At 37.5% G+C, this 13612-nt stretch carries 6 protein-coding genes; 5 read left to right on the top strand and 1 reads right to left on the bottom strand.

The window, feature by feature from the left end; all coding sequences use genetic code 11:
- Window positions 1-345 precede the first annotated feature (345 nt).
- Complete coding sequence (locus CEF19_RS04385; protein ID WP_100404952.1) at window positions 346-2049, bottom strand: methyl-accepting chemotaxis protein; 1704 nt, start codon at window positions 2047-2049, stop codon at window positions 346-348.
- Between the two features lie 475 nt (window positions 2050-2524).
- On the opposite strand from CEF19_RS04385, the gene CEF19_RS04380 reads away from it, so the two are divergent.
- The 5 genes from CEF19_RS04380 (at window position 2525) to CEF19_RS04360 (ending at window position 13608) form a co-directional block, all read left to right on the top strand.
- Entirely contained in the window at window positions 2525-2887 is a 363-nt protein-coding gene (locus CEF19_RS04380; protein WP_100404951.1) for a DUF1516 family protein, read from the top strand.
- A 174-nt stretch (window positions 2888-3061) separates the two neighbouring features.
- Window positions 3062-5908 carry a PD-(D/E)XK nuclease family protein gene (locus CEF19_RS04375; RefSeq protein ID WP_100404950.1) on the top strand — a complete coding sequence of 949 codons (2847 nt, stop codon included), beginning with the start codon at window positions 3062-3064 and terminating at the stop codon, window positions 5906-5908.
- Window positions 5909-9262, top strand: a complete 3354-nt coding sequence (locus tag CEF19_RS04370) for a UvrD-helicase domain-containing protein (protein ID WP_100404949.1) — start codon at window positions 5909-5911, stop codon at window positions 9260-9262.
- Between the two features lie 187 nt (window positions 9263-9449).
- A complete protein-coding gene (locus CEF19_RS04365; protein ID WP_100404948.1) occupies window positions 9450-11135 on the top strand; it encodes a putative bifunctional diguanylate cyclase/phosphodiesterase in 1686 nt (561 codons plus the stop codon).
- 439 nt (window positions 11136-11574) lie between these two features.
- Window positions 11575-13608 (top strand): chemotaxis protein CheA, encoded by a 2034-nt coding sequence (locus CEF19_RS04360; protein ID WP_100404947.1) that lies wholly within the window; start codon window positions 11575-11577, stop codon window positions 13606-13608.
- The last annotated feature ends 4 nt before the right edge of the window (window positions 13609-13612 follow it).

Below are 13612 nucleotides of genomic sequence, written 5' to 3'. Positions count from 1 at the left end.
TATGACACCGAGGTCACAGAAAAAGTAAAAACCAAACCCTTTTAACTCCTCAAAGAAGCGGCATGCTCAGAGTGTTGCACGCCTGCTATGAGAAACCCACTCATAGCGAGGCCACTGAAAAACCCTTTGAAAGCATTTCGAGGAAGCAGTAATGGCTTCACTCGTTGCGCGCCTTGCTATGAAAAAACCACTCATAGCAAGGCTTTTCAAAACCAGGCAACGGCTCCGCGCATTACTAAGAGGCCACTGTAAAAGGAAAAGCACCCTTTTTCAGTGGCCTCCTCATAGCAAGCTTAAGACAAAGCAACTGTTCCGCTCAAACCCTTTATGACACCCCCTTTGTAATTAATCGACATTAAATCGCTTTGTCATAGCAGTTAGTGATTTTGATAAATTCATTAATGTTATCCCAATTTGATGGGTGCTTTCCATATGTTGAATTTGATTCTCACTTGTTGCTAACATTTCTTCAGAACTTGCTGATGTTTCTTGAGAGACAGAAGAAAAGCTAAGTGCAGTTTGCTCGAGTTCCGGTAAGACGCCTTCTAAATCGACTAATTCTCCCTGCATTCCTTTTAACCTCATACTTACTTCTGATATTTCAGTCATGAGTCCATCGAAAGAGTCTTTGGATTCGTTGGCCATGGAAAGGTTTGTCTTTGTTTTTAAAAGCATTTGTTCAAATTCTTGAGTAGCATTTATTGTGATAGATTCCATGTTCGATATAGATTGTGTAATCTCTTCAGTTGCACTTGTTGATTGTTCAGCGAGTTTACGAACTTCGTTGGCAACCACTGCAAAACCTTTACCAGCTTCACCTGCACGTGCTGCCTCAATGGCTGCATTTAAGGCCAGTAATTTGGTTTGTTCAGCTACGCCATTAATGAGACCGACAAGACTTGTTATTGATGATGAGTAGTCTTTTACTTGTTTGATGGTCTCTGTTAAATGGTTAAAGTCTTTTTCAAACGCATGAATAGTATCAATTAATTCGGTAACATTCTTCTCGCCTCGATTGGCTGAGTGATTCATATCAGTAGATTTACTAAAGACGATATTCATATTATTCATGATTCCATTCACTTTATTCTTCATTGCCTTAAAGCTATTTACACTGTTTTCAGAATGAGTGGCTGTTTCCTCCGCGCCAAATTTAACGACTTGAATAGCTTCAATTAATTGATGGCTATATGTAAGAGTATCATTAGATGATGTACTTAATTCACCACCCGTTTGATTTAATTCAAACGTGGTTTCCTTAAGTTCATGTAATATAACCCTCACTTGATCAATCATGGAAGTATAACTTCTATACAGAGATACAAATTCAGGAAGAGTTGTCTTAAATGAAGTAGGTTTTAAAAAGTTTCCTTCACGGGCTTCTCTCATCATGTTTCTTAAATTATGTAAAGGCTTTGTCAGTGTTCTCACGAAAAGTAGAATGATAATGGTTGAGAGAATGATGCTTGTAAGAATAACAAACAGTGAGAATTGGGCCATATTGTTTACAACACCCATGTAAGATTGAGTAGGGACAATTAAAACATAGCTTCCCTCAATTTCTTTCATTTCTTGATGGGCGACTGTAAATGTCTCTCCATAAAAAGTTTCTTGAAAAATCCCCTTATCGGTATTACCTATACGTTTGACTATTTCCTCACGTATTTGAGGTAATGAATCTTTACTTACTTTAAAGGGAATTATTTGTTGTTCCTCAGTTATGTAGAAGAAGTCAGACAAAATGCCGTCGGTTTCAAGTTTTTTTTGTTGAGATCGAATGTTTAATTCAAGCTGCTGCATGAAATATTGCCGGTCACTGACGTAAAGAAAATTGAGGTTTTCAGCGATATATCCCATTAACTCTACTTCACGAATTAATCTATTTTCAATGCTATCAATTGTCATATCCTTTGCTTTTAGATAAGAGCTTATCCCTACAGCGAAAATCGATAGAACGAGTAAAGAAATAAATAGAATGAGAAGTCTGTTTTGAAGATTAAAGCGTTGAGAGGTTTTAAAATACCATTCTCTCAGTTTATTTTTTTTCATGTTGAAACCCTCCATATTAGAACTAATGATGATAGTTAAATTCTAACAGGGAATTGTTAAGCAATTGTAAAGATTGAGTTAAGGATTATCGAGTATTTTATCCTACTCAATTAGTATTAAATTAATGGTGGGTAATGGAACATATAGTAATTGACGTGTATATCATACAGGACTTTATTATTGCGGGTAGGGAGGACATGAAATTATAGTCACTGATTTTAATGTACCTCCTTAAAAAAAGAGACGCGTTATGAAAGAATTCATAATTTGAAAAGAGAATGGAATTAGATGCGGGAGAGGATTGCCTGATAAACTTGTTAGTTATAAACGGAAAAACTTACTTGTTTGCCTGATAATTGACCATAAAAACTAAAGGCGATGCTCATTCCAACAAATTATTTGGTTTCTTCTTTTTGATTTGGTGGAAATATGTATATAATAGAGATTGACATTATCAAACTATAGGAGGCCATTCATGTCACAGCTTTATAATATTTTTTATCAGTCACACACTGGTTCGTGGGCATTTTTGCTTATATTTTTCCTTATTAGCTATTTCCTTTACAAAGGTGGAAAGGCGAAGGGGGCAAAAATTGTTCATATGGTGCTTCGTTTATTCTATATCATTATGCTCGTTTCAGGGGCCGGACTACTTATTGGCTACGGGTTCCCTCTTTTATTCATCTTTAAAGCCGTGTTAGCTCTAATTCTAATGTATGCAATGGAGATGATTCTTGTTGGAACTAAAAAGAGAACACTTGGAACCAAGGCAACAATGTACTGGATTATGTTAGCTGCAACAGCCATTGTAGTAGTGGTCATTGGCTTTAGTAACTAAAAGAGTGGGGTACAAAAAGAGGTGAAGCTTCCTTTTTTTGTACCCTCTTTTTTTAAGCCAAAAGGTAGTAGGAATGATAGAATTAAAACAGTAAACAGTAAAACAGTGGAAGGGTTAGTCTCATAATAGAGAGACTAATCATTTGGGTGCTTATTTGTGAAAGAGGTGAATAGGGTGACAACAATTTATGGTACACAATTAGAGGATATTGCAAATAAAGAAAGGCTGGAAGAGGCATTTCAATTACAAAGAGACCTCAAAGATCCTGTTTTTTATTTATTACCTTCACATCAATGGCTACAAAAGGCAAGAAGTCGTCAACCAGGTTTACTATTTACAACATTTGATGATGTAGCTAATTATATATTAAAACAAACAGCTGAATCTTATATTGAGTTAAGTGAGCATGAACGGACGTTATTTTTTCAACAGTTTGTGGAAGAAAAACAGGAGATCCAACATGGGAAAATCAAAGGATATGCGGATACGTATGGGCAAATAGCACGTTTAGGCTTAACAATAGAGAATGTACCGACTTCTGTAAAGGAGTTAGTACCATTGTTTGAAACGTACGAGCAAGAAGTAACGAATAGAAGGATGCTCGATCCTGAACATGTGATCCTTTATGCAATTAGGTATCTTAAAAACAATCTTCACGTACCAATAGGAGCTGTTATTGTCGATGGTTACTATGATTTTAGTCCATTACAATTCTTACTATTAGAAGCATTAAAAGAAGCCGGTATTCGGGTGGATGTATATTTGCCGAACCATCAGCAGCTTGATATTGTCGAGGAAACTCTAACAGATTTACAGAAAATCGGTTACGCTACTAATTTTAAACTTCTTCAAAAAGAGCGAAAACATCAGGAGGTAGAACTCATCGCAGCTACGACAGAAGAGGAGCAATGGCGAGGGGTTTTAGAAGATATACAGCTTTCAGAGTTAGCCTTTGAAGAAATCGGAATTCTAGTTGCTGGAGAAAAAAACGATGAGTTATTAAGACAAGCGAACGAGATGGGGTTACCACTAAATCATTCGAAAAAAAAGCGATTATCGGATACAGCGGTATACACTTTGCTTTTAAAGTGTATACAAGAGACAGGTGCTTTCGAAACAAAGTGGGAGAGGCTACCATTAGTTGAACAGCTGCTGTCCGTTTTCTTTGTTAAAGGGATTCATTATTCAAAGGTTAAGCAGTTGTTTTTACAGAGTCAAGAACTCTCTGAACCAGCCGTTAACAATGCATACCAAACGATCATTCAAACCAAGTGGAGCAAGAGGGCGACGTTTCTAGTATATGTAAAACAATTACTAGATCTCGTTCATGCTCTCAAAATAAATAAAGAGTTGGAAAATACATTCAAATTAGAAACTGAGACGATTAAACTTCAACAAATTGTTCTTGAACAGAGGGCGCTTCTTCAAATAAAAGAAAAACTCAAACTATATGAAAAACAATTAATCGAAAAAGGACTTACTTCACTAGAAATGAATCGGGATATTTTTCATGATTGGTTTCGAGAGCTCGGTGAGACCACACAGTTATTTTTAGAACGAGGATCAAAACGTGGAATTCAACTTCATACGTGGCGTGATGTTGGACTATTTAAGGGTACGAAGCTTTACGTTGTTGGAATGAATGAAGGCGTCTATCCAAGAGTTAATCAACTTAGTGGGTATGTGCAAGAGCGGGATTTATATGATAGCTCTATACGCTTTGGTAGTCCTACGTTGCTTCATTTCCAGAAAAAACAAGATGCTTACTTCGAACAGCTTTTTTATGTTGCATCATCGCTCTCGTTTGTATATGTTAATGGCCTTGATCCGAATCACCCATTGTTACCGTCTCCTTTTGTTGAGGACCTCCCCATTAACCGTAAATGGTCCTGGGAGAAGCGTATGACAAACGATTATGCTTTTTCCGAAAAGGAACAGGTTGAAAAACTCGCCTATCATCTAGGAAAAAAGTTTATCGTAAAAAACCTTCCTTCTTCTTTACGAAAGCTTACACGCCAGAGTGAACGACTTGAAACCGGGGAGGAAGTAATTGAGCAATTTAGAAACAGGCAACCAGTGGTATCGGTCACAGAGCTTGAAAGCTACGCGCGTTGCCCGTTTCGGTATTCGATGGAGCGTGTTTTAAACGTGCGAGAGCCAGGTGCCCAGATGGAACGTGTGTCTCCTTTAGATATTGGACAGCTCGTTCATACGTTAATTGAAAACGTTTATAAGGAGCTTGGTCTCGTTGGAATCACATTTGACAGTTTAACGGAAGAGCAAAAAGAACAAGTTCCCAATTTAATTACCGAACGTTTTGAAACCCTATGGGAAAACATTGAAAAACAGCTTCACGAAATTCCTCAACTAGATTTGGAGTTATCCAAGAAAGAATGGTCGCGAAGGCTACAGAAATGGTGGCAAGCGGAACGAAAGCACTTTTGGGATAACCCTCGATTATCAACCATGAAGATTGATGCGCTAGAGACAGCGGTAAGGTGGGAAATGACACTTACGAATGGAGAACGTTTGATTTTAGCTGGTAAGGTTGACCGCGTTGATATTGAGGAAGAGGGTTTTGTTATTTATGATTATAAAACAGGGGCAGCTTCTATAAAAATGGAAGAGGATGTTCGTACAGGATTAAAGCTCCAACTCCCCCTATATACACATGCCCTGAAGAAACAATTAGAACAGAGAGAAAACCAACCAATGTCAGCCCTTGGAGCAAGCTATATTTCATTAAAAGAGCCTAATAAACGAGCAGGTAATGGAATATGGCGTTCGGATCATGTTGGCAAAGGGTCGATATTCCAAGTAAGTTCACAATGTAGAAATCGTGAGGATGAGCTTGGTACGGATTCATTTTTGGAAAAATATCAGCTTAAAGAACGAATTGAGGAGTTGTGGAATGGGATGAATCACTCTTTTCCCGTTGCACCAATCGAGTGCTCTAACTTTTGCCAATATCGTTCTGTCTGCCGTGTGACAGAAGCTCAGAGAGAGAAGGGGGGAGTGTAAATGAACTTTAATGATGCACAAAGTCAAGCCATTTACAGCAAAGAGTCGTTGGTCGTTATTTCGGCAGGCGCCGGTTCTGGAAAAACACGTGTATTAACAGAGCGCTTTATTTATTTGTGTGAACAAAAGTACAATAATCCTGACGGGACACTAGGCGCATCTGTAGAGGAGATCGTTGCGATTACGTTTACTGAGAAAGCTGCTAGAGAAATGAAAGATCGGATTCGTAAACGCCTATCTGAAAAAGTTGAAGAATCTGGAGAACAAGCAGAAAAAAACTTTTGGCAAGAACAAAAGGATTCTATGAACCGAGCGCATGTTTCTACGTTTCATAGCTTTTGTCAACATTTAATTAGCCAGTATGCGATGAAAGCTGAGCTTCCACCTAGGGTACGGGTTATCGATGATGTTGAAGCGAAACAAATGAAACAAGAGGTTCTTACACAGCTTTATGGTCAAGCGTATTTTGTTAAACTTGCTAATCCTTTTTTTAGGTTCATGACTAAGCGTCAGTTAAGTAGTTATCTTGAAGGAATTCATAATGAAATACGTGAGCTCAGTGCGGATCATTCGTTTCAGGCACTAGATGCTGAATCGATGTTACAACAACAGCAAAAAACTTTAAATGATGAAAAAAGGAAATATATTCAACGTTTTCATGAACAAGCCTATAGGTGTGTCAACGAATTTCCCTCCACCGAAGGTTTAACCAAGGCACAATCTGCCCATGTTGAGAGGCTCTCAGAAGCATTCAGTAACCCATGTTCTCAAGAGGACGCGGATGAATATTTTAAGTACATCACTGAGATGATGCCAAAGCGTAGTGATAAGAAGTGGGCTGAGCACATTCCTTCTTTACATGAATTATATGAGGATTGTTGGAAACCGTTAAAAGAGAAGTGGAAATCACTGAATCACTCTTTTGATGGTGAACTAGAAACAATTGATTTACTTAAAGGGTTTATTCAGCTCCTACAATATTTTGATACAACCTATTCTGCCCAAAAAGAAGAACGTGGGCTGGTAGACTTTTCCGATTTACAGCTAAAGGCGGTAGACTTATTAACGGATTCCTCCGTTCAAAAGACGTGTCGGACTCAGTTTCGCCATATGATGATTGACGAATTTCAAGATACCAACCGTTTACAGTTAGACATGCTTTTACGAATTAATCCTATTTATCAATTTATTGTAGGTGACACCAAGCAATCTATTTACAGGTTCCGGGGGGCTAACGTTCGATTAATGAATGAGATGGAGCAAAAAGCAACTAAAAAAGAACAAGCCGACTCAATATTGATGAACGTGAATTACCGAACAGCGTCGCCTATCATAGAAGCTGTAAATGCATTATTTTCATTTGTTATGACAACTGAACGGACAGAAACTTATGAAACAGTTTATACACCTTTAGAGGCAGCACGTCCACCAGAAGTTGAAAGTGAAAAAAGAGTCGAGCTTCTCACCCTTTCACAACCAGACGATGAGGAGGAGGAAGAACTAAATCAGTACCACGTTCTAGCTAACCGAATGATCGAAATGATGAAGTCTGGCAAACCAAGAGTTTTTCAAGGTGAGTGGCAAGCTCCACAGTGGAGGGATATGGCTGTATTAATTCCAGCACGTACACAGCTTTTGTTGCTTGAGCGTGCACTTACTGAAAGAGGAATTCCCTATGTTGTGTATGGGGGTGTAGGTTTTTATGAAAAACAAGAGGTAACTGATTATTTAACATTACTTCGCTGGTTAAATCGACCGTTTGAAGATGTTTATCTCCTATCAATTTTAAGAAGTCCAATCATTGGATTAACATTAGAAGACTTTTATATTGTTAATCAAATGAAGGATGAGTCACAGACTTTTTCTGAATTTGTCTATGATTCGGAATGTGCTCTTCCTCTTCATATACAAGAAGCGTTTTCTACTATTCGACTATGGATAGAACGCTGGGTGCCATTTAAAATTAGCCAGACATTAAAAGCAAGTTTGTACCAAATTCTTGAGGATACGGGGATGCTAAAAGCGATTCTAATTCAAAAGAATGGTATGCAAAAACTAAAAAATGTGGAAAAACTAATTCAGTCTATTGTTGATGGTCATTCAAATGTATTAGAAAACATTATCGACTCAATTGACCAAAGAATGGAGGTTAGCAGTAAAGAAGGTGAATCTGAAATTGAGAAGGTCGATGGAGATGTTGTGCATATTATGACGGTACATGCCTCAAAAGGACTTGAATTTCCAATTGTATTTCTTCCGCAGGTTGAGAGAAGTCCACAAGTAGATAAAGGAGTCATTCGTTTTCATCCAAGCTTAGGGATCGTATTGAATCTTGAAGAACTGGAAACATTCGATGATAAGCCGCAGACTCGTATCACCGAAGGATTTCCAATCGTAAAAGAGCAGGCAAGTGTTGAAGCGAAAGAGGAGGCAAAGCGGCTATTTTATGTTGCAATGACTCGTGCAAGGGACTATCTTTTTATAGTAGGAGAAGACACACCAGCTAAGAACTCTTGGCTTGAGATGATTAGAAGGTCCCAGGAAAAGGGAGTGTTGAATTCCTATCTAATTGAAAGAGATGAAGTGAGCGACCAAGGAGAGTGGGAAGTGGAGACCCCAATTTATGAGCCAGTAAAGGTATTAAAACAAAATACAATACCTATCTCTTTTTCAGTCTCGGAAATTATGTTGTTCCTTAAAAATCGGGAGGAATATTATAATAGATATATCCTCAACATGCCAGAATCTTTTTCCAAAAGGCAAGGAGTTTCCAAATTCGTACCTAATCCATCCAAGGTTGGTACGTTGGTCCATCGAGCCTGCGAGCTCCGTGATTATGGAGTTTCGGAAAAGCTCGCCATTGAAGAGGCACTTTCCGATTTGGAGGAACAATTAGAAGAAAATAGGGATAGCTATGAGGAAGCAGTTCGGGAATTAATGGACACGTATACAGAAGCAAGAAGACAGGACTTAGGAGATGTAGTAGCTAATGAGTGGAGCTTTTCAACAATAATTGAAGGGGCTGAAGTTATTGGAGAAATTGATAAAATTGTTCGGAAAGATGGAAGCATCCATCTGATTGATTTTAAAACAAATAAAATTCAAAGGTCAGGTGCTGAATTGTTAGAAGTCTATCAGACCCAGCTATACTTATATAAATTGGCCTATGAGCAAGAATCCGGTGAACATGTGAGCTCAATGTCATTATATGTGATGCGAGATAAATCTCAACCAATTCACACACTCATTTATAATAAGCAGGAAGAAGTTAACGTTCGTAAAGCAGTAAAAGCTTTAGTAAAACAAAAAATTCTAACCACTTCTAAATTAGAGTTTTTAAGTTTAAACTTCTAAAGAGAATAAACTTATTAGAGCAATTTACTTTCCGATGGTACTTTTAAGAATCATTGTAGAATAACCAATTTAACGACCATTTCCGTCCCCAGACTAAGCCCTTAGACATGTTATAATAGTTTTAGTTTGTAGATAAGCTTTTTTCTGTTTAGAGTGAAATAACTTTTTTATAGAAGGATGAGCGTGTATGAGGCAGGAAGATATGGAGAAAAGATTGAAAGAAATTGAACAACAGTTCCAATCTTTGTTCCACTATAATACAAATGCAATCTTTGTTTTAAATCGTTTGGGTTCGTTTATACGCGTAAATCCTTCTTCTACACTAATCACCGGCTATTTAGAAAAGGAACTTTTGTCATTGGAATTTGAAAAATTAGTGTGCTCAAAGGACCTGATTCGTGCCCAAGAGTATGTTAATTTAGCATTGGATGGGCAATCAGAAACGTTTGAGGTTGAAATGGTTCATCAACAAGGGAAACGTTTATATATGAATGTAACCCTTATCCCTAGCCTAGTTGAAGGAAGAGTTGAAGGGATTATCGGTATAGCGCAGGATATGACAAAGCGAAAGCATGCGGAGGAACAAATTAAAAAAATTGCAAATGAAGATGAATTAACTAAGCTACCTAACCGACGATATTTTCATGAAGTTTTAAAAAAAGCGATAGCCGAGGCTGAACTAGAAAAAAACAATTTAGCCGTTTTGTTTATTGACTTGGACCGTTTTAAATTAGTTAATGATACATTAGGTCATTTTTTTGGTGATGCTGCACTAAAAATGCTCGCAGACCGACTACATAATGGAATTGGTGAGCATGATGTTCTCGCTAGAATGGGTGGAGATGAATTTATTGTTTTTCTACCGTCTTCATCTTATCCGCTTGTAAATGAAGTAGCATCTAAGCTTCTTAAGTTAATAAGGGAACCATTACTTATTGATGATTATGAATTTACGATAACTGGAAGCATTGGAATTTCAACGTACCCTGAGAATGGTCGCGATGCAGAAGCTTTAATTCGTTCAGCTGATGCTGCTATGTATCGTGCAAAAGCTAGTGGGGGTGACGTATTTAAACATTATAATCGTGAAATGAATGACGAGTTTTATGAGCTTTTCCATGTAGAGAATGATTTACGAAAGGCTCTAGAACGAGGAGAATTTAAATTATACTTCCAACCCCAGTTTGAAACGAAATCAGGAAAACTATGTGGAGAAGAAGTTTTAGTCAGATGGAATCATCCCAATGAAGGGTTAGTTGGACCTAGTAAATTCATATCAATAGCGGAAGAAACCGGTTTAATTATTCCGATTGGTGAGTGGATTTTACGTGAGGCCTGTCACCAAAAGTCTCGATGGATTAAGTCAGGGTTACCAGCAGTACCTATGTCGGTTAATGTCTCCCAACGTCAATTCCTTCAAGTGAAGTTTTTTGAAAAGATACAATCAATTCTTAAGGAAACAGAATTACCTCCTCAATATTTAGATTTAGAAGTAACCGAGAGTGTAACGATTGATATTAATCGGACTTTAGCTGTGTTAAGTAATTTGACACAGCTTGGCATTAATATTAGTCTAGATGACTTTGGTACAGGTTACAGTTCGTTGAAGTATGTCAGTCAACTTCCTATTCAGGAATTGAAAATTGATCAATCTTTTATAAGTGGGATTGGTAAAGGACTGAATAGTGAAGGGATTATCTCGTTGATTATTAACTTGGCACATCTTTTAGGTTTAGTCGTTATTGCTGAAGGAGTAGAAAAGAAGGAACAGCTTGATTATTTAGCGAGTCAAGGTTGTGATCGCATTCAAGGATTTCTTCATTCAAAACCTCTTTCGCTTCAAGAATATGAAGAGTACCTTAAAAAGTTATAGTAAAAAGGTAATTACAGGTAAAAACACTTAGTTAAAAAGGATATTGAGAAAAGAGTAATTTAATCCTCTCTAGTAACACAACTAGTCAAAGTGGGACCATTTCATCTTTTGAAAGCCTTACTACGATTGAGTTTCGTATAGTAGGGGAAGCATTGTACTTGGTTATTCCTATCTATGAGTATCTTTTGTCTTCACATACTTTAAAAATAATCCTAAGAAGAAATGCTTACTAATTAGGAAAATATGCTATGATGATAAAAAGAATTCTAAAGAACAAAGTAGCCGAATAATTGGGATCAACTATGAGTAGATGTTTCATAGTTGATCCATCGGCGTACGGAGCTATTGCAAACTTTGCAAGTACCTTTTTTGGACAAGCTCTGATAGTTTTGTCGATAAAGAATGAGTGAATTTAAAAAACATCGAGGTGAACTGAATCTTGATTAATTCTGAGTATTTAGATGTGTTTCTTGATGAGAGTCAAGAACATCTTCAGGCAATTAATGATAATTTGCTAAAACTAGAACAAGCACCAGATGATCTATCAATTGTAGGCGAAGTATTCCGCTCTGCCCACACATTAAAAGGTATGGCGGCCACGATGGGCTTTGAAGATTTAGCTCATTTGACTCATAACATGGAAAATGTTCTCGATATGATTCGAAACAATAAACTTCATGCAACGTCTGAGGTGTTAGACGTCGTGTTTGCTGCGGTTGATGACCTTGAAGCAATGGTTACAGATATTGCTGCTAGTGGAAGTGGAAAGCGTGATGTATCCGAGGTTGTCGGACAACTAGAAAGAATTGAGAAAGGTGAGGCTGTCGCTAAAGCAGATGACGCTAAAGTTAAAGCTGATTCATTGAGTTCTTTCGATGAGACCCTTTTGTATGAACATTACGACGAATTTGAACGAACCGTTTTACATCAGTCATTTGAACAGGGTTACCAAGCCTATAAAGTGAAAGTAACGCTCGACGAAAGAGCAATGTTAAAAGCTGCTCGCGTGTTTATGGTATTTGAGGTATTAGAGCAAGTTGGAGAGGTTATTAAATCTAACCCACCTACAGAGCACCTTGAAGAAGAAAGATTCGACCAAGAGTTTCTAGTTACAGTTGTTTCTAAAACTGATGGAGATGAAATTAAGCAACGGATTTTAAAAGTATCTGAGATTACGAGTGTTATCATTCAACAAATTGACGAAGAAATGTTAAAAAATGTTGAGACGCCTCCAACCAAGCCAATTGAATCCAAAAATGCAACTAACGCAAAAAAGTCTGCTCAAATGGAAGAACAGGTGCCAACGCAAAAGAAAAGTGGAGAGTTAAATAAAACAATTCGAGTCAACATTGAGCGTCTTGATGTATTAATGAATTTATTCGAGGAGCTAGTTATTGATCGTGGGCGTTTAGAGCAAATTGCTAGTGAGCTTCGCAATACGGAATTAAATGAAACGGTTGAGCGTATGTCGCGAATTTCCGGAGATTTACAAGAAATCATTTTAAACATGAGAATGATGCCCGTGGACCAGGTCTTTAATCGTTTCCCACGAATGGTGCGTAGCCTTTCAAAGGACCTTAATAAAAAAGTGAATCTTGAAATTGTCGGGGCAGAAACGGAATTAGACCGAACTATCATTGATGAGATTGGCGATCCGCTAGTTCACCTTCTCCGCAATTCAATAGATCATGGGATTGAAACACCGGAGAGACGTCAAGAAATCGGTAAGACAGAAGAAGGTACAGTTATTCTTAAAGCGTATCATAGTGGAAACAACGTCTATATTGAAATTGAAGATGATGGTGCTGGGATTGATCGTGATAAAGTATTAAACAAAGCCTTATCAAACGGTGTTATTACAGAAGACGATGCTGAAAAGTTAACAGACGAGCAAGTATTTGGTCTGTTATTTGCTTCCGGTTTCAGTACAGCAGAAAAGATTACTGATGTATCAGGGCGTGGAGTTGGACTAGATGTTGTTCGTAATACATTTGAATCTTTAGGTGGAGTTGTAACCGTTAACTCAGTCCTTGGAAAAGGATCGGTTTTTTCGATACAATTACCGTTAACATTATCGATTATTGACGTGATGCTTATTGAAGTTCGTGAAGAAAAATATGCAATTCCGCTTACTTCTATTGTAGAAACAGCAATTGTAAATAAAAAGGATATTTATAGTGCTCACAATCAAAAAGTTATTGATTTTCGTGGGAAGGTTGTTCCTCTAGTATTCTTACGGGATATTTTTAATGTCCCAGGAGAACGAGAAGAAGAAGAATTCTATTCACTTGTCATTATCCATAAGGGTGACAAAGTCGCAGGACTCGTTGTTGATTCATTGATAGGTCAGCATGACATTGTCTTAAAATCACTTGGGAATTACTTAACAAATGTTTTTGCCATCTCAGGTGCAACGATTTTAGGTAATGGTCAAGTGGCACTAATAGTTGATACGAATGCACTAATTAAATAAGCGA

It is taken from the genome of Bacillus solitudinis, assembly GCF_002797395.1.
GTDB lineage: Bacteria > Bacillota > Bacilli > Bacillales > Bacillaceae_D > Halalkalibacter_A > Halalkalibacter_A solitudinis.
This window is presented reverse-complemented; position numbering and strand designations above follow the sequence as displayed.

Excerpts from the sequence above, each read along its gene's own strand:
- CEF19_RS04380 (WP_100404951.1), top strand. The coding sequence starts at position 2,525 with ATGTCACAGCTTTATAATATTTTTTATCAGTCACACACTGGTTCGTGG.
- CEF19_RS04385 (WP_100404952.1), bottom strand. The coding sequence starts at position 2,049 with ATGAAAAAAAATAAACTGAGAGAATGGTATTTTAAAACCTCTCAACGC.
- CEF19_RS04365 (WP_100404948.1), top strand. The coding sequence starts at position 9,450 with ATGAGGCAGGAAGATATGGAGAAAAGATTGAAAGAAATTGAACAACAG.
- CEF19_RS04370 (WP_100404949.1), top strand. The coding sequence starts at position 5,909 with ATGAACTTTAATGATGCACAAAGTCAAGCCATTTACAGCAAAGAGTCG.